The sequence below is a fragment of the Porcincola sp. LCP21S3_C12 genome, from assembly GCF_052118625.1.
GTDB lineage: Bacteria > Bacillota > Clostridia > Lachnospirales > Lachnospiraceae > Porcincola.
The window spans coordinates 61,133-84,940 of sequence record NZ_JBQKGW010000004.1 but is presented as its reverse complement, the minus strand read 5'-3'; the positions used below and the strand labels follow the sequence as shown (position 1 = coordinate 84,940).

The 23,808-nt window shown below is 54.3% G+C and carries 17 protein-coding genes, 1 tRNA gene and 1 pseudogene; 16 read left to right on the top strand and 3 right to left on the bottom strand.

All coding sequences use genetic code 11. The features are described from left to right. Positions 1-20 precede the first annotated feature (20 nt). The 11 genes and pseudogenes from ACTQ1N_RS03390 to ACTQ1N_RS03340 all read left to right on the top strand — a co-directional run bounded on the left by ACTQ1N_RS03390 (position 21) and on the right by ACTQ1N_RS03340 (position 15,177). Positions 21-1,520, top strand: coding sequence for an ABC transporter ATP-binding protein (locus ACTQ1N_RS03390; RefSeq protein WP_441954803.1), 1,500 nt, complete (start codon positions 21-23; stop codon positions 1,518-1,520). Continuing rightward, positions 1,517-2,611 carry an ABC transporter permease gene (locus tag ACTQ1N_RS03385; RefSeq protein ID WP_441954634.1) on the top strand — a complete coding sequence of 365 codons (1,095 nt, stop codon included), beginning with the start codon at positions 1,517-1,519 and terminating at the stop codon, positions 2,609-2,611. The genes ACTQ1N_RS03390 and ACTQ1N_RS03385 overlap by 4 nt, the downstream gene beginning before the upstream one ends. Next, positions 2,612-3,610, top strand: coding sequence for an ABC transporter permease (locus ACTQ1N_RS03380; RefSeq protein ID WP_441954632.1), 999 nt, complete (start codon positions 2,612-2,614; stop codon positions 3,608-3,610). Between the two features lie 350 nt (positions 3,611-3,960). After that, a pseudogene (locus ACTQ1N_RS03375) lies at positions 3,961-5,298 on the top strand (alpha-amylase family glycosyl hydrolase); the annotation flags it as partial. A 318-nt stretch (positions 5,299-5,616) separates the two neighbouring features. Continuing rightward, complete coding sequence (glgB, locus tag ACTQ1N_RS03370; RefSeq protein ID WP_441954801.1) at positions 5,617-7,593, top strand: 1,4-alpha-glucan branching protein GlgB; 1,977 nt, start codon at positions 5,617-5,619, stop codon at positions 7,591-7,593. Positions 7,594-7,653: 60 nt separating this feature from the next. Beyond that, complete coding sequence (locus ACTQ1N_RS03365) at positions 7,654-9,714, top strand: DHH family phosphoesterase (RefSeq protein ID WP_441954630.1); 2,061 nt, start codon at positions 7,654-7,656, stop codon at positions 9,712-9,714. 33 nt (positions 9,715-9,747) lie between these two features. Then, positions 9,748-10,194, top strand: a complete 447-nt coding sequence (gene rplI / locus ACTQ1N_RS03360) for a 50S ribosomal protein L9 (RefSeq protein ID WP_441954628.1) — start codon at positions 9,748-9,750, stop codon at positions 10,192-10,194. After that, complete coding sequence (dnaB, locus tag ACTQ1N_RS03355) at positions 10,194-11,546, top strand: replicative DNA helicase (RefSeq protein ID WP_441954626.1); 1,353 nt, start codon at positions 10,194-10,196, stop codon at positions 11,544-11,546. The genes rplI and dnaB overlap by 1 nt, the downstream gene beginning before the upstream one ends. Before the next feature lie 54 nt (positions 11,547-11,600). Beyond that, positions 11,601-12,704: an S-methyl-5-thioribose-1-phosphate isomerase gene (mtnA, locus tag ACTQ1N_RS03350; RefSeq protein WP_441954624.1), complete on the top strand. Its 1,104-nt coding sequence runs from the start codon at positions 11,601-11,603 to the stop codon at positions 12,702-12,704. A 257-nt stretch (positions 12,705-12,961) separates the two neighbouring features. Next, on the top strand, positions 12,962-14,767 hold the full coding sequence (locus ACTQ1N_RS03345) for a C40 family peptidase (RefSeq protein ID WP_441954622.1): 1,806 nt from the start codon (positions 12,962-12,964) through the stop codon (positions 14,765-14,767). A gap of 337 nt (positions 14,768-15,104) precedes the next feature. Next, a tRNA-Lys gene (locus ACTQ1N_RS03340) sits at positions 15,105-15,177 on the top strand. 139 nt (positions 15,178-15,316) lie between these two features. Here the strand turns inward: ACTQ1N_RS03340 and ACTQ1N_RS03335 are convergent. After that, on the bottom strand, positions 15,317-15,874 hold the full coding sequence (locus ACTQ1N_RS03335; protein WP_441954620.1) for a zinc dependent phospholipase C family protein: 558 nt from the start codon (positions 15,872-15,874) through the stop codon (positions 15,317-15,319). 467 nt (positions 15,875-16,341) lie between these two features. Then, a complete protein-coding gene (gene trmB / locus ACTQ1N_RS03330) occupies positions 16,342-17,019 on the bottom strand; it encodes a tRNA (guanosine(46)-N7)-methyltransferase TrmB (RefSeq protein WP_441954618.1) in 678 nt (225 codons plus the stop codon). A gap of 204 nt (positions 17,020-17,223) precedes the next feature. On the opposite strand from trmB, the gene ACTQ1N_RS03325 reads away from it, so the two are divergent. The 5 genes from ACTQ1N_RS03325 (at position 17,224) to ACTQ1N_RS03305 (ending at position 21,410) form a co-directional block, all read left to right on the top strand. After that, positions 17,224-18,132, top strand: a complete 909-nt coding sequence (locus ACTQ1N_RS03325; RefSeq protein ID WP_441954616.1) for a histidinol-phosphatase — start codon at positions 17,224-17,226, stop codon at positions 18,130-18,132. Between the two features lie 115 nt (positions 18,133-18,247). Continuing rightward, positions 18,248-18,754 carry a transcription elongation factor GreA gene (gene greA / locus ACTQ1N_RS03320; RefSeq protein WP_441954614.1) on the top strand — a complete coding sequence of 169 codons (507 nt, stop codon included), beginning with the start codon at positions 18,248-18,250 and terminating at the stop codon, positions 18,752-18,754. 32 nt (positions 18,755-18,786) lie between these two features. Further along, positions 18,787-19,683, top strand: coding sequence for a 4-(cytidine 5'-diphospho)-2-C-methyl-D-erythritol kinase (gene ispE / locus ACTQ1N_RS03315; protein WP_441954612.1), 897 nt, complete (start codon positions 18,787-18,789; stop codon positions 19,681-19,683). Next, on the top strand, positions 19,664-20,341 hold the full coding sequence (locus tag ACTQ1N_RS03310; protein ID WP_441954610.1) for a GntR family transcriptional regulator: 678 nt from the start codon (positions 19,664-19,666) through the stop codon (positions 20,339-20,341). The genes ispE and ACTQ1N_RS03310 overlap by 20 nt, the downstream gene beginning before the upstream one ends. Before the next feature lie 115 nt (positions 20,342-20,456). Next, positions 20,457-21,410: an L-lactate dehydrogenase gene (locus tag ACTQ1N_RS03305; protein WP_441954608.1), complete on the top strand. Its 954-nt coding sequence runs from the start codon at positions 20,457-20,459 to the stop codon at positions 21,408-21,410. Between the two features lie 277 nt (positions 21,411-21,687). Here ACTQ1N_RS03305 and typA read toward each other — a convergent pair whose 3' ends face one another. Next, positions 21,688-23,541 (bottom strand): translational GTPase TypA, encoded by a 1,854-nt coding sequence (gene typA, locus ACTQ1N_RS03300; RefSeq protein WP_441954606.1) that lies wholly within the window; start codon positions 23,539-23,541, stop codon positions 21,688-21,690. Positions 23,542-23,808: the final 267 nt, after the last annotated feature.

Here is a 23,808-nt window from a genome sequence, read left to right as displayed (position 1 = left end):
ACAAACAGCCCGCCGTCAGCATGCGCGGCATTACCAAGACATTCGGAAAGGTAGTTGCGAACGATCACGTGTCGATCGACATCTACAAGGGGGAGATTCTCTCTCTTCTGGGGGAGAACGGAAGCGGAAAGACAACGCTGATGAACATGCTTTCCGGTATCTACTACCCGGATTCCGGCCATATCTACATCAACGGCAGGGAGGAATTTATCCACTCTCCGAAGGACGCTCTGGATTTGGGAATCGGCATGGTTCATCAGCACTTCAAGCTCGTGGACGTCATGACGGCGACTGAGAACATCATCCTCGGGCTGAATGAGGGAAGGTTCGACCTGAAGGCGGCCTCAAGGCGGATTTCTGAGATCTGCGACAGGTACGGCTTTGAGTTGGATCCGAATCAGAAGATCTATGATATGTCTGTCTCTCAGAAACAGACGGTTGAGATCGTGAAGATGCTGTATCGCAAGGCGGATATCCTCATCCTGGATGAGCCGACAGCCGTTCTGACGCCCCAGGAGACAGAGCGTCTCTTCGATGTCCTTCGGAACATGAAGAAGGACGGGAAGGCGATCATCATCATCACGCACAAGCTGAATGAGGTGCTGGAGATCTCCGACTGGGTGGATATCCTGAATAAGGGAAAGTTCATCGGTAACCTGAAGACCTCAGAGACCAACACACAGGAGATGACCGACATGATGGTCGGCCATGCCGTGAAGCTGGACATCGAGCGTCCGGAGCCGAAGGATGCGAAGCCGAGGATCGTTGTGAAGGGCCTGACGGTCAGCAGTGCGGACGGCATCCGGAAGCTGGATGACGTCTCCTTCGATATTCGCTCGGGGGAAATTCTGGGAATTGCGGGGATTTCCGGGAGCGGCCAGAGGGAGCTTCTCGAGGCGATCGCAGGTCTGCAGAAGATCGATTCCGGAGAGATTACCTATATTGATGACAATGGCAAAAAGAGCAGCCTTGTAGGGGAAGATCCCGAGGCGATCGCCGAGATGGGCGTCGCGCTTTCATTTGTCCCGGAAGACCGGCTCGGTATGGGACTGGTCGGGAACATGGATCTGACAGACAACATGATGCTGCGCTCCTTCCGAAAGGGCAAGGGGCCGTTTACGGACCGGAAGATTCCACAGAATCTGGCGAAGGAGGTCGTCGAGGAGCTTTCCGTCGACACACCCGGCCTTTCCACTCCGGTCAGAAGACTTTCGGGCGGCAACGTCCAGAAGGTGCTTGTCGGGCGCGAGATCGCATCCAATCCGACCGTCCTTCTGACGGCATATGCGGTGCGGGGACTGGACATCAACTCGTCGTATGTGATTTACGATCTCATGAATAAACAGAAGGAAAAGGGAGTTGCGGTTGTCTATGTCGGTGAGGACCTGGATGTGCTTCTGGAACTGGCGGACCGTATTCTCGTCCTGTGCGGAGGAAAGGTGTCCGGCATCCTGGACGGGCGAACGGCAAACAAGAATGAAGTCGGCCTGCTGATGACTTCACTGGGAGGCGCATCATGAAGAAAAAGACGAAAAACGGGACGGGACTTCATATTGTAAAGAGGCCGGCGATCTCCTGGTACAAGGCGATGGCGTTCAGAGCGTTTGCGCTTCTTTGTGCCATCCTTGTATGTGCGGTTGTCACCTGGGCACTGACAAGGGAAAGCCCGATTGGTGTTATGGTGACCATCTTCGGCGGGAGTTTTGCCTCGCAGAGACGGTTCTGGGTTATGATGCAGGATCTTTCAGTCCTTCTTCTGATCTCCCTGGCGATGGCGCCGGCGTTTCGGATGAAGTTCTGGAACATCGGCGGCGAGGGACAGGTCATGATCGGCTGCCTCGCAACGGCTGCCTGTATGATTACGCTTGGGAATCGCCTGCCGAACGGGCTGGTGATCCTGCTCAGCCTTGTCTCGGCGGTCATTGCAGGAGGCATCTGGGGACTGATCCCGGCGGTCTGCAAGGCCAAGTGGAACACAAACGAGACATTGTTCACTCTGATGATGAACTATGTCGCGATTCAGTTGTGCGCATACTTTATCATCCTGTGGGAGAAACCGAAGGGATCCGGAAAGGTCGGCATCATCAATCAGTCCAGCCATGCCGGATGGCTGCCGGTGATCGGGCGGTACAAGTACCTGCTGACCGTCATTGTCGCGGCGGCGGTGACTGTCTTTATCTTCTGCTATATGAAGTACAGCAAGCATGGATATGAGCTGGCGGTTGTCGGAGAGAGCCAGAATACGGCAAGATATGTCGGTATCCGGGTCGGAAGAGTCATTGTCCGGACGATGCTGCTGTCCGGCGCCATCTGCGGACTGACCGGTTTCATGCTTGTCGCGGGATCGGATCATACCATCACGACGACCCTTGCAAACGGACGGGGATTTACAGCTGTCCTGGTTGCGTGGATGGCAAAGTTCAATCCATTTGGCATGATTTTTACGAGTTTCCTGATTACGTTCATGTCCAAGGGGGCCGGCGAGGTAGCGACGAACTTTAACCTCAACGAGTCATTCTCGGATATCCTGACGAGCATCATCATCTTTTTCCTGATTGGATGCGAGTTCTTCATCCAGTACAGAATTGTCCGGAAGAAGGAGGCGAAATAAATGTTTAACTTTGTAGCGTTTATTCCAAGTGCGGTCAAACAGAGTATTCCGCTTCTGCTCGGCAGTACGGGTGAGACGCTCACCGAGAAATCCGGAAACCTGAACCTTGGTATTCCGGGCATCATGTACGTCGGTGCCATCTCGGGTGTCATCGGGTCTTTCTTCTATGAGAACCACCTGACGGCTGTGAATGCGTCCATCAATCCGTTCCTCGGGATCGCGATCCCGATTCTCTGTTCGCTCCTGGGGTCGTTCCTGATGGGACTGCTCTATTGTTTTCTGACGGTCAATCTGAGGGCAAACCAGAACGTGACCGGTCTTGCAATGACGACCTTCGGTGTCGGATTCGGTAACTTCTTCGGCGGGTCGCTGATCAAATTGACCGGGTCAGATGTCCCGTCCATATCTCTTCGGGCAACCTCCGGGTGCTTCCAGAAGACGCTTCCGTTTGCGGATAAGACGGGGGTGGTCGGAAAGCTGCTGTTCTCATACGGCTTCCTGGCGTACACGGCGATCATCATTGCAATCCTGGCTGCGCTGTTTCTGAGAAAGACCAGGCTCGGTCTTCAGCTGCGGGCGGTCGGGGAGAACCCGGGCACGGCGGACGCGGCCGGGATCAATGTCTCGAAGTACAAATACATCGCGACCTGCGTCGGATCCATGATCGCAGGACTCGGCGGCCTGTACTACGTCATGGACTATGCGTCCGGTGTATGGTCGAACAACGCCTTTGGTGACAGAGGCTGGCTTGCCATCGCACTGGTCATCTTCACAGTCTGGAGACCGGATCTGAGCATTTTTGCCTCCATCCTGTTCGGCGGCCTGTACATCCTGTATCTGTACATCCCGACCGGAACCAACATGGCCATCAAGGAAATCTACAAGATGTTCCCTTATCTTGTCACGATTGCGGTGCTCATCATCATGAGTATGCTGAACAAGAAGGAGAACCAGCCGCCAGCCGCTCTGGGGCTTCCGTACTTCAGGGAAGACCGCTGAGACGGCAGCATCAGAGACAGCTGATACAGTCTGCAGGACAGTACGCTGAATGACAGCAGACATACAGGCATCGGAAAAACGGGAGAACCCTTTTCCGGTGCCTGTATGCGTATATACCCTTATACGTCCGCTGCATCTATTTGAAAGCACGCGCAACTGGCAGACGGATGAGAGAATGCAGGAATACAGAAGAACCCCGGACAGGCAGGTTTGCCCGGAAATGGGGCTTTCGTTGACTTATGTTTGTGCAAATCATATAATTATTAGCAGGCTGACGGCAGCTCTTTTAAGTGGGTTGCTGAAAGTCCTGGGTGCTGTAAAAAAGCTGCGGAAAGTGCGGGAAAGGACGGGTGGCACCATTGAGCGAATGGTACAATAACACAGTTTTTTATCATATCTATCCACTGGGACTTCTGGGAGCGCCTCATGAGAATCATGGAGGAGAGGTGGTACACCGTCTCAGGAAGCTGAATGGATGGATTCCGCATCTGAAGGATCTGCATGTCGGGGCGATCTATATCGGGCCGCTCTTTGAGTCATCCAGGCATGGGTACGACACAATCGATTACCGGATGGTGGACAGACGTCTTGGAGACCAGGAAGATTTCAAGGCGTTCGTCCGCTCCTGCCATGAGGCGGGCATCCGGGTGGTCGTAGACGGGGTCTTCAACCATACGGGACGTGAATTTTTCGCATTTCTGGATATCCAGAAAAACCGGGAGCAGTCAAGATACAAGGACTGGTACAAGGGCATCAATTTTGGCTGGGACAGCGCTTATCATGACGGATTCTCCTATGAGACGTGGAGGGGATCGGGCGATCTGGTCAATCTGAACCTCAGAAATCCGGAGGTGAAGAACTACCTGTTTGATGTGATTCGTTTCTGGATCGACACGTTTGATATTGACGGCATCCGGCTGGACTGCGCGGACTGCCTTGATTTTGATTTTCTCCGGGAGATGCGCCATGTGGTTCTGGAGAAAAAGCCGGATTTCTGGCTGATGGGAGAGGTCATCCACGGCGACTATGCGCGCTGGGCAAATCCGGAGATGCTGCATTCTGTCACAAACTATGAGCTGAACAAGGGACTCTGGTCCGGCCATGAGTCGCACAATTACTTCGAGATTGCCCATACCATCCGGAGACAGTTCGATGAGAATGGCGGGATATACAGAGGCCGGGTGCTGTACTCCTTTGCGGACAACCACGATGTTTCGAGGGTCGTGGAGAAGCTGAGTGATAAAAAACAGCTTTTCCCGCTGTATACGCTTCTTTATACACTGCCGGGCGATCCGTCTATATATTACGGGTCAGAGTGGGGCATCGGCGGAAGGAAGGAAGACGGGGACTGGGGGCTTCGGCCTCAGATCGACCTGGAGAAGATCAGTCAGAACCCGCCCGTTCCGGGGCTGAATGAATTCCTGGAGAAACTAGGATGGCTCCGTCAGGAGTATCCGGTGATTGGAAATGGCCGGTACAGAGAACTGCTTCTGACAAACCGGCAGTATGCGTTTGCGAGAATCGGGGATCAGGAAGCGGTTGTGGTTGCGGTCAATAACGACAATCAGCCTGCCGAGCTGTGGATCCGGATTCCGGATATAGGAGATACCGTGGTTGACCTGCTGTCGCTGGATGAAGTTAAGAAGGAACAGGGACAGCTTCACGTCACGCTGCCGGCGGACGGCTGTGCAGTTTATCTGCTCAATCAGGGAGGAAGCAAAGCGATGAAAAAGAAACAGGCTGGGAAAACGGAGCCGAAGAAGGTGACGGCGGCAGCAGAACCGAAGAAGGTGACAGCGGCAGCAGAACCGAAGAAGGTGACGGCGGCAGCAGAGCCGAAGAAGGTGACGGCGGCAGCAGAGCCGAAGAAGGTGACAGCGGCAGCAGAACCGAAGAAGGTAACGGCGGCGAAAGAGCCGAAGAAGGTGACGGCGGCGAAAGAGCCGAAGAAGGTGGCGGCAGCGCCAGAGCTGAAAAAGGTGACGGCGGCGAAAGAGCCGAAGAAGGTGACGGCAGCGCCAGAGCCGAAAAAGGTGACGGCGGCGAAAGAGCCGAAGAAGAAAACGGCAGAGAAGGTTCCGGAGAAGGGTCCTGAGTTTATCGGGGATCTGGATCAGTATCTGTTTGACAAGGGTGTTCACTACGACATCTATAAAAAACTGGGTGCGCATCCCTCAACGTACAAGGGAAGGAAGGGCATTCACTTTGCTGTGTGGGCGCCTCATGCGGCGGCTGTCACGCTGATCGGAGAGTTCAACGGCTGGAATGAAAGCAATATTCCGATGGAGAAGAGAGAGCCCTCCGGGATCTGGGAGACCTTTGTCGAGTCGGCACAGCCGGGGCAGATGTACAAGTATCTGATCTACACACAGGATGGCAGAAAGCTGTATAAGGCTGATCCTTATGCGAATCAGGCAGAGTACCGCCCGGGGACGGCTTCCATCATCGCGGATCTTGGCTCGATCAAATGGACGGACGGAAGATGGATGAGGAGGCAGAATGACTTTGTCCAGGACAAGGCGCCGATTTCCATCTATGAGTGCCATATCGGGAGCTGGATGCGCCACCCGCACGGTGAGCATGAGGATGGATTCTACAATTACCGGTATTTTGCGCATTCCATCACCGACTATCTCCTGAAGACAGGCTACACGCACATCGAGCTGATGGGGGTCGCGGAACATCCGTTTGACGGCTCCTGGGGCTATCAGGTAACGGGCTACTACGCGCCGACATCCCGGTACGGGACCCCGGAGGATTTCGCCTATTTGGTGAATTACCTGCACAGCCACGGCATTGGCGTGATTCTGGACTGGGTGCCCGCTCATTTTCCGAAGGACGCCCATGGGCTGTCGGAGTTTGACGGGACACCGTGCTATGAATATGCGGACCCACGCAAGGGAGAACACCCGGACTGGGGAACGAAGGTCTTTGATTTCGGCAAGTCTGAGGTCAAGAACTTCCTGATTGCCAATGCGCTCTACTGGATCGAGGAGTTCCATGTGGACGGCCTTCGGGTCGACGCGGTGGCTTCCATTCTGTATCTGGACTATGGCCGCAAGGACGGACAGTGGGTACCGAACAAGTATGGCGGCAATAAGAATCTTGAGGCGATTGAATTCTTCAAGCACCTGAATTCCGTTGTCCGGGGCAAGCACCCGGGGGTCATGATGATTGCCGAGGAATCGACGGCATGGCCGAAGGTCACGGGCAGACCGGAGGACGACGGGCTGGGCTTCTCGATGAAGTGGAACATGGGCTGGATGCATGACTTCCTCGAGTATATGAAGCTGGATCCGTATTTCCGCAAGTTCAATCATAACAAGTTGACTTTTGCGATGACGTACGCGTATTCCGAGAAGTACTGCCTGGTGCTTTCACATGATGAGGTTGTCCATCTGAAGTGTTCGATGATCAACAAGATGCCGGGCCTTTATGATGACAAATTTGCCAATCTGAAGTGCGGCTACACATACATGTTCGGACATCCGGGCAAGAAGCTGCTGTTTATGGGGCAGGATTTCGCGCAGGAACGCGAGTGGTCGGAAGACAGGGAACTGGACTGGTTTCTTCTTCAGCAGCCCAGGCACAGGCAGATGCTTGACTTTGTGACGGAATTGTTGCATCTTTATAAAAATACGCCGGCTATGTATGATGCAGACTGTGACCCGCGTGGATTTGAATGGATCAATGCGGATGATGCAGACCGCAGCATCTACAGCTTTCTGCGTCATTCCGAGGACGGGAAGAGCAACCTGCTCTTTGTCATCAACTTTACGCCGGTAGCGCGGCCGGATTACCGTGTTGGCTGCGTGAAAAAGTGCACGTACCGGCTGGTGCTCGATGGGGACGAGGCACGCTTCGGCGGCCGCGGGACGAGCCATCCGGTGATGTACAAGGCTGTCGAGAGCGAATGCGATGGCAAACTGTATTCGTTCGCATATGACCTGCCGGCGTACGGAGTTGCGGTATTCCGTTATTGAGCAGGCGGCACCCGGCAGCGCGGGTGGCGGAATCTGCGGAAAGAATGGTAGGATATTGGCATGAAAAATAACCCACGGATCAGATACAGCGGGAATCTGGGGATGCACTGGAGCTGGAGCGTCGTGCTGTCCCTTTCCCTCGTTGTGCTGGTGGCGCTCAATTTCAGGATCAGTACAAACGCGGGCATCGTGACGCTGCTTTTTACCTGCTGCTACTTTGTGCTGATCCTCGGAGTTTATCTGTATTACCGGCCGAGAATCCTGAGGGGGCTGGTTGACTTTGCAACGAGCTTCGGACAGAAACAGGAGGAAATCCTGCGTCAGATTGAGCTTCCCGTGACGATTGTGTCGGCGGACGGCCGGATTCTGTGGATGAATGACAGGCTCTGCGAGCTGTCAAAGAAGCCTGAGGACTACGATAAGAATATCGCCACCCTGTTTCCGGAGCTTCAGCAGGATACATTTCCTGCCGCGGAGTGGGATAAGGATGTACAGGTCCACTATGAGAATATGGACTTTCGCGCTCACGTGCAGCGGATCGTGATCGATGATCTGATTGACGGGACGGAGCTGATCTCAAGGGAAGCAAGGGATGGCGAGAGCAGTTATTTCTATATCATCTATTTCCTGGATGAGACAGACCTGAATCGGCTGCGTCAGGAAAACCGGGATCAGCGGTTTGCAGTGGCCCTGGTGGACCTGGACAATTATGATGAAGCACTGGAGGGGGTTGACGAGGTGCACAGCTCCCTGATCAGCGTCCTGGTGGACCGGCAGATCATGAAGTACTTTACATCGTACGACTGCCTTCCGAAGAAGCTCGAGAAGGACAAGTACATGGTTGTCTTCAACCGGAAGAGCCTTGACGCGCTGATGGCCGATCATTTTTCTGTGCTGGAATCGGTCAAGACCATCAACATCGGGAATGAAGTCAGCATTACGCTGAGCATCGGCGCAGGGATCGGCGGGAAAACCTACATTGAAAACTATGAGAAGGCCCGCTCCGCGATCGAGATGGCGCTGGGCAGGGGCGGTGACCAGGCGGTGGTCAACAATGCATCTCAGATGACCTTCTTCGGCGGTAAATCCCAGAGAAATGAACAGCATACACGTGTCAAGGCGCGCGTGAAGGCGCAGGCGATGCGTGAGATCATGATCACAAAGAACTCGGTGATCGCGATGGGGCATCGCTTTATGGACATGGACAGCCTCGGGGCTGCAGTTGGAATCTGCCGGGCGGCGCGGGCGCTCGGAAAGCCGGCGCATATCGTGATGGGCACAGAGACCGGTTCGATCAGCCAGTGGCTGGAGCTTCTGAAGGAGAGCAAGGATTACAAGGACGGGCTGTTCATCAGTCATGACCAGGCGCTGGCGATGACCGATGAATCGACCGCCGTCATTGTCGTGGATACGAACCGGCCGTCGCTTCTGGAGTGCGGTGAGCTTTTAAACCGGACAGATACGGTGGTTGTACTGGATCACCACAGACAGAATACCGAGAAGATCGAGAATGCTTCCCTGAGTTATATTGAGCCGTCGGCGTCCTCCGCCTGTGAGATGATCGCCGAGATTCTCCAGTATTTCGAGGAGAATGTCCGGCTCAGAAGCCTTGAGGCAGACTGTATGTACGCCGGCATTCTCATCGATACCAACAATTTTGTAGCCAAGACAGGAGCCCGGACATTCGAGGCGGCTGCTTATCTGAGAAGAAGCGGTGCGGATATCACAAGAGTCCGGAAACTGCTTCGGGATGACATGGACAGCTATAAGGCGCGGGCCGAGGCGGTCCGGAATGCGGAGATCTATATGGGCGCCTATGCCATCTCGATCCTTCCGCCGGAAGGGCTGAAGAGCCCGAATGTTGTCGGCGCGCAGGCGGCGAATGAACTGCTGAACATTGTCGGCGTCAGGGCTTCATTTGTCCTGACTGACTATGAGAATGAGATCTTTATCAGCGCCCGTTCGATTGATGAGGCGAATGTCCAGCTCGTCATGGAAAAGCTTGGCGGCGGGGGGCATATCAGCATGGCAGGTGCCCAGCTGAAGGGGATGAAGATTGAAGAGGCACGGGATAAACTGAAGGAAATCCTGAAACAGATGACAGATGAGAAGCTGATCTGACCGTGCAGAGATACAGAGAGATGGAGGAGAATTATGAAGGTCATTTTGCTGGAAGATGTGAAGAAGGTTGGAAAAAAGGGGGAGATCGTCGAGGTCTCTGACGCATATGCAAGGAACGTTCTGATCCGGAAAAACCAGGGTGTGGAGGCAACCAGCGCGAATCTCAATACACTGAAGCTGAAGAAAGCCAATGACGAAAAGGTTGCGGCAGAGAACCTGGCGGAGGCGGAAGCGCTGAAGAAGGAGATCGAGCAGAAGGCAGTGCTGCTCAAGGTCAAGACAGGGGAAGGCGGAAAGCTGTTCGGTTCGATTTCGAACGGACAGATTGCGGACGCGATGAAGGAGCAGCTCGGAATTGAGATCGACCGCAGGAAGATCGTGATTGATGCGCCGATCAGGAACACAGGCGAGATGGCTGTCGATGTCAAGCTTCATCCGCAGGTGAAAGCGGAACTGAAAGTCAAGGTGGAAGCGCTCTGATGCCGGATGAGGAACTGATCAAAAGAATACTTCCTCATGACCAGGCGGCGGAATCATCGGTCATCGGATCCATGATGATGGACCCTGAGGCCATCTCCGTGGCACAGAAGTATCTGAGCCCGGACGATTTCTATCAGAAGTCCTTCGCTCTGCTGTTTTCAGCCATCGTCTCTCTGGATAATGAAGGCCAGCCGGTCGACAGCGTGACAATCCAGAACAGGCTCAGGGAAATGGACGCGCCGGAGAATATCGCGACGGACAGTTATCTGGCGCAGCTTGTCACAGCGGTTCCGACTTCGACGAATATCGAATATTATGCGAAGATCGTAGCGGACAAGTCCAGGCTCCGGACGATGATCCGGACGATGGAGTCTCTGACGAACAGCTGTTATCTGAACCGGGAGAGTGTCCAGGCGCTGATGGCGGAGACAGAGGAGAAGATGTTCCGGGTCCTTCAGACGAAGGAAAGCCAGGACTATGTGCCGATCCAGGATGTGGTGATGGAGGAGATTTCAAAGATCTCCGCGGCGGCACGGCAGAATTCCAGTGTCACGGGGCTTTCGACAGGCTTCGCGGATCTGGATTTCAAGACATCCGGTTTCCAGCCGTCTGACCTGATCCTCATCGCCGCAAGACCGTCGATGGGGAAAACAGCATTTGCCCTGAACATCGGGGATTATATGGCGATCCACCAGCATAAGAATGTCGCGATCTTCAGTCTGGAGATGTCAAAGGGCCAGCTTGTCCGCCGCCTGTTTGCGCAGGAGGCCAATATTGATGCCCAGAAGCTGAGAAATGGAAATCTGGCAAGCACCGAGTGGGATAGTCTGATTGCCGGTGCGGATATGATCGGCAAGTCCGGGCTGATCATTGATGACACGCCCGGCATCACGGTACCGGAGATGCGGAGCAAGTGCCGGAGATACAAGCTTGAACAGGGGCTTGATATCATTATCATTGATTACCTGCAGCTGATGAGCGGTTCATCGAAGCGCAGCAGCGATTCCAGGCAGCAGGAAATTTCAGAAATCTCGAGATCCCTCAAGGGACTGGCCAGGGAGCTGAATGTTCCGGTCGTCGCGCTTTCGCAGCTCTCCCGTGCTGTCGAACAGAGACCGGATCACAGGCCGGTGCTCTCCGACCTCCGGGAGTCCGGCGCAATCGAGCAGGACGCCGATGTTGTCATGTTCCTTTACAGGGAAGATTACTACAAGCCGGATACCGAGCGGAAGGGGATTGCGGACTGTATCATCGCCAAGCAGAGAAACGGTCCTCTGGGAGATGTGGAGCTGGCCTGGCTGCCGGAGTACACGAAGTTCGCCTCGATCGAGCGGAGCATGCCGCAGGTGTAAGATTGGGGATACAGAATCGGCACAGGAACGAAAGAGATCAGGAGATCAGAAAACATGAACAATGCGAGTGTAGAGGAATTTTTTGACAAGGTGCTGACCGTCAGGCTGACGCCGGACAGACAGGCACTGGATATCATTGACCAGACGCTTCTGCCGGGGACGGTGAAAAGAATCAATCTCCGCACGAAGGAAGAGATCTGGGAAGCCATCAAGAAACTCAGAGTCCGCGGAGCACCGGCGATCGGGGTAAGCGCCGCATATGGCATGGCTGTCCTGTCCTCCAGAAGCCAGGCAGCGGATTTTGACTCATTTTACAGCGAATTCAAAGCCAACAAGGAATACCTTGCCTCCTCCAGGCCGACTGCTGTCAATCTATTCTGGGCGTTGAACCGGATGGAGAAGACGCTGCTGGACAATCGGACGAAGAGCATTCCGGAGATTCAGGAGATCCTCTACCGGGAGGCCGACAGAATTCAGGCGGAGGATGTCCAGATCAGCCGGAATATCGGTGAGATCGGGTTTGGCCTGCTGAAGGATCTGAAAAAAGAAGGGCGTCCGATCGGGATCGAGACGCACTGCAATGCCGGAACACTGGCAACTGCCAAGTATGGAACGGCGACCGCTCCGATGTATATTGCGCTGGAGCATGGCTGGAAGGGAACAGACATGCATGTCTACTGTGACGAGACCAGACCGCTGCTTCAGGGCGCCAGGCTCACGTCGTTCGAGGTTGCGTCGGCAGGCATCACCACGACCGTCCAGTGCGACAACATGGCCTCCAGCCTGATGAGAGCCGGGCTGATCGACATCATCTTTGTAGGCTGCGACCGCGTCGCGAGAAACGGTGATTTTGCGAACAAGATCGGGACATCCGGGCTTGCCATCATTGCAAAGCATTACGGGATCCCGTTCTACGTCTGCGCGCCGTCCTCGACGATTGATATGGAAACACCGTCCGGCAGCCAGATTCCGATCGAAATGCGCGATCCGGATGAGGTCACGGAGATGTGGTATCAGGAGCGGATGGCGCCGGAGAATGTGGAGGTGTATAATCCGGCGTTTGATGTCACAGACCACTCCCTGATTACGGGAATGATTACAGAGAAGGGACTGTGCACAGCGCCGTTTGAGGATGCCTTCCGGAAAATCGGACTGTGAGAGAAAAAACGCTGTATCACGTACAGGATTTACAGAATGGGTCGGGTGCACAGGCACCCGGCCCATTCTGCGTCTGGCGCGCAAGGCGTGCTCTTCCGGGAGGCTTCTGCATAAATGTTACAATATTGTTAAAAAACAAGGTCTAAAATCTTGACAACGCTCCCCGAGGATGTTAACATAACGACAGTTGATTTGTAACATATCCGTAATATTTGAAAAGAATCCGAAAGAATATGGGAATCAAGGGGGCATGGCCAATGAATAAGGCAATGGCAAAAGCAGTAGCGTTCTGTCTGGCGGCAGGGCTTACCTTCACTGGTACAGGAGCGGCGGTATATGCTGGCGGAGATGTGGCGCTGGTAGGAGTCGGGACGCTGGCAGATGCAGGGAACCAGAAGAAGGCAGAGTCGGAAGATCAGACTGAAGCACCGCAGACCGAAGCACCGCAGACCGAAGCGGCTCAGACCGAAACACAGGCCCAGTCGGAGACAGCTCCACAGACGGAAGTCGACAAAAGCATGGTGGGAACGACAGGCTTTGCGCTTTGCGATGGCCAGATCAATGTCCGTGCATCCGGGGATACGGATGGCGAGATTGTCGGTGTCCTGAATAATAAGAATGCTGTTCAGATCGAGGATGTTGACGAGAATGGCTGGTACAAGATCAAGTCTGGCAATGTTGAAGGGTATGTGGCAGGACAGTATATTGCCACCGGGTCGGACGCACAGCAGATCGCGGCAACGTCCGGATATACAACCGCGGAGGTTGGGGCGAAGGTGCTGAATGTTCGCGCTGACAAGAGCACAGATTCAGATATTGTTGCGACAGCGACTCAGTCCGATTCCCTTGAGGTTGTCCAGGATGATGGCGACTGGCTTAAAGTCTGCATCGACCATGACACCTATGGATGGGTTTCCGCGGACTATGTCTATGCGAGCACGGCATACAGCTCCGGAATGACTGTATCGGAAGAATCTGAGAGTACGGCACAGAGCGAGGCGCAGGCAGCCGCAGCAGACAGCCAGGCGTCGTATGAGGGAACAGACGCGGCAGAGACGGTATCAACCGACGCGGCACCTTCTGAGACGGTGCCGGCTGACACTTCCTCTGATCCATCTGCTTCAGCCGGTGACAGCTCTTCAGATGTGACATATACGGATACAAGCACAGCCTCGAATTCCGAGTCTGATGCCCTGTATCAGGCGTACCTTGCGGCACAGGATGCGGCAATGCACCCGGTCAGCGAGGAAGACGCAAAACAGAAAGCGGATGCAGCGGTCAGCGCATACCAGGCATATCTCCAGTCGCTTGGCGTTTCAGCCGGGACCTCCCAGGCGACAGACAGCCAGGCGTCACAGAGCGCGGATACTTCCAGCCAGCCGGCTGAAACAGCGGTATCCTCGGTCGGGACCGATGCAGATGCTCTCTATCAGGCATACCTGCAGGCGCAGGATGCAGCCAATCATCCGACGGATGAGGCAGACGCGCAGGCAAAGGCGGATGCGGCGATTGCGGCTTATCAGGCATATCTGAATGCCATCGGAAGTGGAAGCACATCGTCTCAGACACAGGAGACCACCGCTGAGACAACAGCGCCGGAAACCTCCGCGCCGGAGACGACTGCCGAGACATCGGCGCCGGAGACTTCCGCACCGGAGACGAGTGCTGAGACATCAGCGCCGGAGACAGAAGCGCAGCAGACCTCTTCTCTGGGAGCTCAGATCGCGGCATATGCGACACAGTTTGTCGGCAATCCGTATGTGTACGGCGGGGCAAGTCTGACCGGTGGTGCGGACTGCTCCGGGTTTACGATGGCAGTCTTCAGCCACTTCGGTATCAGCCTTCCGCACAACGCGGCGGCTCAGTCCGGATGCGGAACGCAGGTATCGCTTTCTGACATCCAGCCGGGTGACCTGCTCTTCTATGACAACGGCGGAGGAATCGGACATGTCACAATCTATATCGGAAACGGCCAGGTCTGCCACGCATCGAATGAGAGAACGGGGATCACCATCTCCTCGATCAGCTACCGCAATCCGGTATGCGCAGTCAGAGCATGGTAAGCAGATAGTTTGAATACTGGGAAAAGGATTCTCGCAATCGTGAGAATCCTTTTTTTTCGAAGCGCGGGCGGACGGGGCCTTCGGCAAAGCAGTCAACCGGGTAAGAATGAACAGCTTTGAAAGAATGCACAGCATTGGGAGACGAAACGTTTCAGAGGCGCAAGGACACCGCCCGACAAAAAAGAGCGGCAAAATATATAGATCGATAATAATATCAGACAACACATGAAATATAACGATAAAGTTGAACAGAATACCCCTTGCATTCTTCCGGATTGAGGCATATAATTCTTTCTGTGCTTCGGAAGAGAGAACACCGAGCCGCCAAAAAGAATAAGCGCTTTTAGCTCAGTTGGTAGAGCACCTGACTCTTAATCAGGGTGTCCAGGGTTCGAGCCCCTGAAGGCGCATTGGAAAGCACCGATTCTACGAGCATTCGCTCTGGGGTTGGTGTTTTTATTATGCGCGTAAAAAACCGTCCCCGTTTTTCTCGCGAACGGTTGCCTGCTGCAGCATCTGGAAGGAAGTTTGGCCAGGCCCACGCCTGCATCACGAACAGACAAGTGTGGCGCTGGCTGGCAGTACCTTCTCTTTGACCCAGTTCCAGGCGCCCATGAGGGTGCTGTCAATATAGTAGGCATCATCTGTGATGCCCTTGCTGTTTCTCATATATGCTTTATGGCGCATGCTCAGCCACTGTCCGAAGCTGCCGGTTACGGCCGCCGGATCAAAAGGCCGCGTCCTGAGAATTTTTTCAGTCAGATGATGAAGTCTCCATTCGTACTTGACATGCTCCTTGCTGCCATAGTGAAAGGCCGGGTTGTGAGGTCTTGAGAAGGAATCTCCAAGGTAGTGGAACCGAAGCCCGGCGGTATACCACCACAGCCAGCTGTCCCTGTAAGCCTTTCCGAAAAAAGAAACGATTTCCTCCCGTCTGACTGCATAGCTGTGCCCGTATGACCAGTCGTTTATATGGCGGCCCATGTAAGAGAATTTATTGTAGTCAGGCATCACACATCCGAGGCAGAAAGCCAGCTTCTCTGTCTTTGATATGTGCAGCGGACGAACCATCCGCTTTGCGTAATTCCAGTGATCAATCGTTCTCATTCGGTCATTCCTTTGCTGTAAATCCCTGCCGCTGATGGCTGGCACGCGTGCGCCTTACGGCTTGTCAGGCCGGCCTTGTCTGCGGGAACTGGGTATAAGTTGTTTGTATTGAAAGAAATATTGCCTGAATTTCTACAAATGATTGTACATTCATTTGTCAATGGTTTTCAGGCAAAAAAGACGGAAATGCTTCGATTTATCAGATTGAACAAAACGCCTAAACCCTGCCGGAGAGCGGGTTTGAATGTGGATAATGTGGATAAGTTCGTGTATAACTCGACATTTTCGGCCTTTTCTCGTCTTAGGTGTGTGGATAAACGGTGTGGAAAACAATTCCCGATGGCCGGATGGCTGTGCATCAGGAGGCTTGATTTTGTGCAGTTTCAAGACAGAAGGTCATTGTCTGACAACGAAGGGAAATGTGGCTGGACACAATTTACAGTAATTATCTGACAAATATTCGGCACTCAGTGCTTTTCAGCCGGAGGCCGGCTGATCATCTTGCAGATCGGGTTTCCCTGGGCGGAAAAACGTTCCTCATATTCTGTCATGACGTTTCCGGCACAGAGCCGGGGGTCCGCATGGAGATCATACGTGCACAGATCGATCTGCCAGCCTTCCTCCCTTGCCTCGCTGAGCGCAAAGTCAAAGAGTGCCCGGTTGTCTGTCTTGAACTCCAGGTGCCCGTCCGGAGCGAGAATCTGCCTGTACCGCCTGAGGAAGGTTCTTCCGGGAAGCCGTCTTTTGGCGTGGCGGTCCTTCGGCCATGGATCTGAGAAATTCAGATAGATCCGTGCGACTTCTTTTGGGGCAAATACGTCGGTCAGCTTCTCCGCGTCCATCCGCAGGTAAAGAAGATTGTCCAGGATGGTACCCTGCGCTTCCAGCGCCTCCCGAAGACGGACGGCGCGGACAAGGACGGAGGAGTATTTCTCAATCCCGATGTAATGGATGTCCGGGTTCTGCTGCGCAAGCCTGGTCAGAAACTTTCCTTTTCCCATTCCGATTTCAATATAAAGGGGGCGGGGAGCTGTTCCAAAACGCCCCGCCCAGTTCCCCTTCAGGGTGGTCTGCAGGTCTTCCGGAATCACGTAGCGGTCCGCCGCGATTTCCTCGCGCGCGCCGGGAATATTTCGAAGCCTCATGATAATCCAGTCTCCATTCTTCCGCCCTTGTATGGCGGCATGATTTTTGTAAAGATGATATCATATCTGCTGTATACTTAGTACCTTTACAGAAGCGGATATTTTGATTACAGTGTCAAAAGTCCGGCACCATGCATGCCTGCACGCAAGCAGCGGCAGATTCATGGCGTCCGGCGGATTTTCATCGACCTCAGGAGGATCAATATGCTCAGGGCAAATTTCCATACACACACTACACTGTGCGATGGCAGCAGCACACCGGAGGATATGGCGCGGCGGGCTGTTTCACTGGGCTTTACACAGCTCGGTTTCTCCGGCCATATGGATCCGGATAATCATATGGACATGAATCTGTACAGAAACAGGATTCATGCCCTGCAGGAGCAGTACAGAGGAAAGATCGACATCCTGATCGGAATCGAGCTGGATACGGTTTACAACCCGGTGTATGCTCGGCAGGTGGAATACACGATCGGCTCCACTCATTTCCCGGACGTGGCATGCAACCGGGGCTATGAAGGTGCGGGGCTGCAGCCTTCGAACGGAGGTGCCTGCGAGCCGGAAGGCGGCCGGAATCGGTCCGGAAGCGAGCGCCCGCTGTCGGTGGATGCCTCCCCTGAAGACCTTCAGCTTCTGGCGGACAGATATTTCGGAGGCGATTTCTATCAGCTGGCAAGGTGCTACTATGAGACGGAAGCGCAGGTATACGATCGACTGCACTGTACCTTCATCGGACATTTTGATCTGATCACGAAGTTCAACGATCAGATGCACGTGCTGGATGAGACAGATCCAAGGTATACCAGGCCGGCGCTTGAAACGATGGCATATCTGGCGGAGGAAGGCGTGCCGTTTGAAATCAACTGCGGTGCGGTCAACAGAGGGCTGAAAAGGGAGTTCTATCCGAATTCATTTTTTTTGCGGGCGCTTCATGACATGGGCGGGGAGATCCTGATTAATTCCGATGCCCATCAGGCAGAGCTGCTGAACGGGGCTTTTGACAGGGCTGTGAACCAGGCAGCCGCCTGCGGATTCACCCACACAAATATTCTCGTTCATGGGGAGAACGGAGCCGTTTCGCAGAGAAGCCTTCCGCTGGACACGCTCTTATGATTTCTTTTCTTTCCATATTCAGGGAATCGGTGTTACAATACGTCCAGACAGCCCATGTATAGAATTCAGTACAAGAAAGGGCTGATCTTCAGGTAATAGTGAGGAAATCAGTGCAATGCGGAGAGAAAAACTGACAAAAGGCGATGTGGAGAAAATTCAGAAGGAGCTGGAGCATCGCAAGGTTGTCGTCAGGCATCAGGCGGCGAAGGAAATCGCCGAGGCTGCGGCGCAGGGAGACCGCAGCGAGAACTTTGAGTACTACGCGGCCAAGAAGTTCAGAGGGGAGAATGAGTCCCGCATCCGGTATCTTGAGAATGTTCTGAAGACCGCGATTGTCATATCTGACCAGAGCGCCGATGACGAGGTCGGGGTGAATAACTCGGTAACAGTCTATGACAGGGACATGGAGGAGGAGGAAACCTACCGGATCGTGACGTCAATGCGGGGAAACCTGCTGGAGAATCAGATTACGATCGAGTCACCACTCGGAAAGGCGCTTCTGCGCCACAAGGTCGGGGATGTTGTGACGGTACGGGGGAATGACGGATATTCCTACGAGGTCGAGATCCGGAAGATCGACAAGACGAACGATGAGTCAGGCGACAGTCTGCGGTCCTTCTGACAGGCGGTATTGGATATGGAAACGGGGGAAGAATGAGACGGATCAATCTCAGGGCGATGGCGAAGATCAACCTCAGCCTGGATGTCGTCGGGACAAGGCCGGATGGGTATCATGATCTTCGAATGGTGATGCAGTCTGTCAGGCTCAGCGACCAGGTGACAGTGAGCCCGACGCGGGCACCGGGGGTCCGCATGAAAACGAATCTCCGCTACCTGCCGGCGGATCAGACGAATCTGGCCGCCCGGGCGGCAGCGCTTGTAATGGAGGAGTGCGGGATCCGGGACGGCGTCTTCATCAATCTTGAAAAACACATCCCGGTTGCCGCCGGCCTTGCCGGCGGAAGCTCGGATGCGGCGGCCGTTCTGGTCGCGATGAATCTGCTGTTCGGATTAAGACTCCCGCAGGAAAAGCTGAGGGAGATGGGGAAGCGTCTCGGTGCGGACATCCCCTTCTGCGTGATGCGCGGGACGGCGCTTGCGGAAGGAATCGGCGAAATCCTGACCCCGCTTCCGGCGCTCCCGGACTGCAGGATCCTGATTGCGAAGCCGGATATCCATGTATCCACGAAGGCTGTCTTCGATGCGCTTCATATGACGGCCGATATCCGCCACCCGGATACGGATGCTCAGGTACAGGCGGCGCGGAACCGCGATCTGGCAGGGGTCTGCAGTCTCTGCGGCAATGTTCTGGAATCCGTGACCGAGGTCCGGTATCCTGTCATTTCCAGAATCAAGGCAGCAATGTTGGAGCAGGGGGCGCTGGTGTCCATGATGAGCGGAAGCGGCCCGAGTGTATTCGGCATCTTTGATGACGACAGGAAGGCGGAAGCGGCAAGGGATGCTCTTGCACGGGGGACAGATGCATCTTTCGTCTGCCTCACAAGACCTTATAACAGGAGAACAGATACATATGACAGAAGCGGCGATTGATAAACTGAAACTGGAGGCAGATGATTCACTTCCGCTCAGGGATGTGGTTTTCCACACGCTTCGCGATGCCATACTGGAAGGTACGCTTCCACCCGGGACAAGGCTGATGGAACTTCAGCTCAGCAGTGTCCTGGGTGTGAGCAGGACGCCGGTGCGGGAGGCGATGCGGCTTTTAAGCATGGAAGGGCTCGTGCGGATGAGCGTGCGGCGGGGAACCATTGTCGAACCGATCAAGGAATCTGATCTGAGAGATGCGCTGGAGGTCCGGGAGGCACTGGAAGAGCTCGCGGTCCGCAAGGCATGCCGCAACATGGATGAGCTGACGATCCAGACGCTGAAAAAGCTGGAGCAGGAATTCGAGCTTTCCCTTGAGAAAAACGACATGCAGACATCTGCCCGGCTGGACGTTCAATTTCACGAGCGGATCACGGAGACGGCGCATAACCGCCGCCTGACCCAGTCCCTGACGCAGCTGCGGGAGGAGCTTTACCGGTACAGGCTGGAGAACCTGAAGGATCCTGAGACCTACCCGATCCTGGTGCAGGCGCACCGGAACATCATAAGTGCGCTTGAGGCGCATGACGAGGATCGTGCCGCTCAGGAGCTCCAGAAGCACATCGAGAGCCAGGCGAATGTACTGGCGGAACACATCCAGTAGCTTCATTGACAATGTTTTCACATCATGCTATGATGCGTGAGATGTATGAAGATTCATACATGATTTCTCTGTTAGAGTTGGAAAGTCACATAGACAATTCAGGAAGGGAACGAATATGGCAACCAAAATTACAATTATTGGAGCAGGCTCCGTAGGAGCAACAATCGCTTACACACTTTCACTTGAGACGCTTGCGACAGAAATCCTTCTGATCGACATCAACGAGAAAAAGGCAAACGGCGAGGCACTTGATATCGTGCAGTCCACTGCATTCCGTGATCCGATCAGCGTCACTTCGGGTGACTACGCAGATGCGAAGGGATCCAACATCGTCATCATTACGTCCGGCATGGGAAGAAAGCCGGGAATGACCAGACTGGATCTTGCAAAGACAAACGTCGGCATCATGCGTGACATTGCGGGTAAGATCGCTCCGGTGTGCCCATATGCGAAGTACATCATCGTTTCCAATCCTGTCGATATCCTGACCTATGTGTTCATGAAGGAGTCCGGAATTCCGGAGAGCCAGATCATCGGATCCGGCACACAGCTTGACTCTGCGAGACTGAGACATCTGATTGCAGACGAGTGCGGCGTTTCCTCGAAGAACGTTCATGCCTATGTCTTCGGTGAGCACGGCGATTCTTCCTTCGTTCCGTGGTCTGTAGCACATGTGGCTGGCGTGCCGGTTGCTGAGTATTACAAGACCTATGCGAAAAACAAGGATGCAGAATTTGATCCGGACCGCATCATTGATACAGTCCGCAAGTCCGGCGGCGTCATCATTGCAGACAAGGGTGCAACCTTCTATGCGATTGCAGTCTCCGTCGTCAAGCTTTGCCGCATGATCCTTTCCTCCGAGAATTCAGTCACGACCATCTCCACCATGATGCATGGCGAGTACGGCCTGAGAGATGTCTGCGTTTCCGTGTCCTGCCTGGTCGGCCCGAACGGTGTTGAGAAGAAGATCATCCTTCCGCTGACAGATGAGGAGCTTGAAAAGCTGAAGGCTTCTGCAGCTGTGATGCATCAGATGGTTGAGCATATCTACGGCGAGGACAAGCAGTAAACCATTCCGGGGAAGTCTTCCGGAAGATGTCGGAGAAAGCTCCGGAATCATCTGAGTCTGTGAGCTGGCAGACAAAGCAAGAGAATACCGGTGGGCGGTGCGCATTTGGTGCACCGCCCTTTTTTATGAAGGCGGCGTATAAGAGACCTTGCGGCAGAGGGACGTTCGGAGCCGATGCGCCTCCGATCTAAAACAGGAAATCCGGGCAGAAAAAAGGGCCGCACGGGCAAAACCCGTGCGGCCCTTTTGTGAAAGCAGCCGTTCTTCAGATCGATTCTCAGTGATTGGCCTCCGCCTGCGCTCTCTGCGTGCGGGCAATGTTGGCCCTCTTTCTCAGAAGCGGATCGAGGATCTTTTTCCGGATCCGGATGGACTTCGGTGTGACTTCCAAAAGCTCATCGGTATCGATGTACTCGATGGCCTGCTCAAGCGACAGTTCCTTGTGCGGGACGAGCTTCAGAGCTTCGTCAGCTCCGGAGGAACGTGTGTTGGTCAGGTGTTTGGTCTTGCAGACATTCAGCTCCACATCCTCCGATTTGTTGGACTCTCCGATGACCATGCCGGAGTACACCTTGTCACCCGGCTTTACAAAGAGAATTCCGCGGTCCTGGGCGTTGAACAGGCCGTAAGCAACCGCGACACCGGTCTCAAATGAGATCAGCGAGCCCTGCGGGCGGTAGGACAGGTCTCCCTTGTAAGGAGAGTAGCCCTCGAAAATGGTATTGATGATCCCCGTGCCCTTCGTGTCGGTCATGAAATCATTCCTGAATCCGATCAGGCCGCGCGACGGAATCTCAAACTCCAGACGGGTTCTTCCGTCCGATGTCTTGCCCATTCCCTGAAGCTCACCCTTCCGGAGAGACAGCTTCTGGATGACTGTGCCGGAGAATTCGTCCGGAACATCGACGTAGGCAATTTCCATCGGCTCGAGCTTTCTGCCGCGCTCGTCTGTCTTGTAGATGACCTCCGCCTTGGAGACTGCGAATTCATAGCCCTCGCGGCGCATCGTCTCAATCAGGACGGACAGGTGAAGCTCACCTCTGCCGGAAACCTTGAAGGTATCGGTGTTGTCGGTGTCCTCGACACGGAGGGAGACATCCGTATTCAACTCACGGTACAGACGGTCTCTGAGATGGCGGGAGGTGACAAACTTGCCCTCCTGGCCGGCAAATGGACTGTCGTTGACACAGAAGTTCATGGAGATGGTCGGATCCTCGATCTTCTGGAACGGAATCGCGTCCGGCGTACCGAGATCGCAGACGGTATCCCCGATATGCAGGTCCTCGATTCCTGAAAGGGCGACGATGGAGCCCATCGAAGCCTGCGGCACATCAACCTTTTTCAGACCGTCAAACTCATAGAGCTTGGTGATGCGGACCTTTTCATGCTTGTCCTTGTTGTGATGGTTGACCAGAAGAGCATCCTGGTTGACGCGGATGGTACCCCGGCTGATCTTTCCGATGCCGATTCTTCCGACATACTCATTGTAATCGATTGTGGATATGAGCATCTGGAGCGGTCCATCCGGATCTCCCTCCGGCGCCGGGATGTGCTCCAGGATGGTATCGAACAGCGGCGCCATGTTTTTGCGCTCGTCATTCAGATCCTTCACTGCAAAGCCTTCCCTCGCGGAGGCGAAAACGAACGGGGAGTCCAGCTGCTTGTCAGAGGCATTCAGATCCATCAGAAGCTCAAGTGTCTCATCGACGACCTCATCCGGGCGCGCACCCGGGCGGTCGATCTTGTTGACGCAGATGACAAACGGCAGGTCAAGGGCGAGTGCCTTTTCGGTAACAAAGCGTGTCTGCGGCATCGGGCCTTCGAAAGCATCGACAAGAAGAATGACACCGTCGACCATCTTCAGGACACGCTCCACCTCACCTCCGAAGTCCGCATGACCTGGGGTATCCACAATGTTGATCTTCGTGTTCTTGTAGGTGACGGCTGTGTTCTTGGACAAAATGGTGATGCCGCGCTCGCGCTCGATCGCGTTGGAATCCATGACGCGGTCAACGACCTCCTGGTTTGCGCGGAACACACCGCTCTGCCTCAGCAGGCAGTCGACCAGCGTTGTTTTGCCGTGGTCAACGTGCGCGATGATGGCAACATTTCTCACATCTTCTCTTACCATAAAGCTTCCTTCCCTGCGCGGCTGTGATCAAAGCTGCGTACATTCAACATTTCTGATAAAAATACCGCAGATATTCTATCATAAAAACTTCTGAATGCAAGCGAAACCGGGAAACCTTGCATTTGCAGGCCTTCTAGTGTATATATATCGATGCTGGAAGATTGATTGCTTTTTATCGATTCAGGACGATTTACGGCTGCGGAGCATTCCGCAGGGGCAGAGGGCAGCTCAGAGAGATGTACCGGGCGGCGTGATGGTACAGAGTAT

Bases quoted from the DNA above. Each gene is read 5' to 3' on its own strand.
- ACTQ1N_RS03390 (WP_441954803.1), top strand. From the start codon at position 21: ATGCGCGGCATTACCAAGACATTCGGAAAGGTAGTTGCGAACGATCAC.
- ACTQ1N_RS03385 (WP_441954634.1), top strand. From the start codon at position 1,517: ATGAAGAAAAAGACGAAAAACGGGACGGGACTTCATATTGTAAAGAGG.
- ACTQ1N_RS03380 (WP_441954632.1), top strand. From the start codon at position 2,612: ATGTTTAACTTTGTAGCGTTTATTCCAAGTGCGGTCAAACAGAGTATT.
- ACTQ1N_RS03365 (WP_441954630.1), top strand. From the start codon at position 7,654: ATGAAAAATAACCCACGGATCAGATACAGCGGGAATCTGGGGATGCAC.
- rplI (WP_441954628.1), top strand. From the start codon at position 9,748: ATGAAGGTCATTTTGCTGGAAGATGTGAAGAAGGTTGGAAAAAAGGGG.
- dnaB (WP_441954626.1), top strand. From the start codon at position 10,194: ATGCCGGATGAGGAACTGATCAAAAGAATACTTCCTCATGACCAGGCG.
- mtnA (WP_441954624.1), top strand. From the start codon at position 11,601: ATGAACAATGCGAGTGTAGAGGAATTTTTTGACAAGGTGCTGACCGTC.
- ACTQ1N_RS03345 (WP_441954622.1), top strand. From the start codon at position 12,962: ATGAATAAGGCAATGGCAAAAGCAGTAGCGTTCTGTCTGGCGGCAGGG.
- ACTQ1N_RS03335 (WP_441954620.1), bottom strand. From the start codon at position 15,874: ATGAGAACGATTGATCACTGGAATTACGCAAAGCGGATGGTTCGTCCG.
- trmB (WP_441954618.1), bottom strand. From the start codon at position 17,019: ATGAGGCTTCGAAATATTCCCGGCGCGCGCGAGGAAATCGCGGCGGAC.
- ACTQ1N_RS03325 (WP_441954616.1), top strand. From the start codon at position 17,224: ATGCTCAGGGCAAATTTCCATACACACACTACACTGTGCGATGGCAGC.
- greA (WP_441954614.1), top strand. From the start codon at position 18,248: ATGCGGAGAGAAAAACTGACAAAAGGCGATGTGGAGAAAATTCAGAAG.
- ispE (WP_441954612.1), top strand. From the start codon at position 18,787: ATGAGACGGATCAATCTCAGGGCGATGGCGAAGATCAACCTCAGCCTG.
- ACTQ1N_RS03310 (WP_441954610.1), top strand. From the start codon at position 19,664: ATGACAGAAGCGGCGATTGATAAACTGAAACTGGAGGCAGATGATTCA.
- ACTQ1N_RS03305 (WP_441954608.1), top strand. From the start codon at position 20,457: ATGGCAACCAAAATTACAATTATTGGAGCAGGCTCCGTAGGAGCAACA.
- typA (WP_441954606.1), bottom strand. From the start codon at position 23,541: ATGGTAAGAGAAGATGTGAGAAATGTTGCCATCATCGCGCACGTTGAC.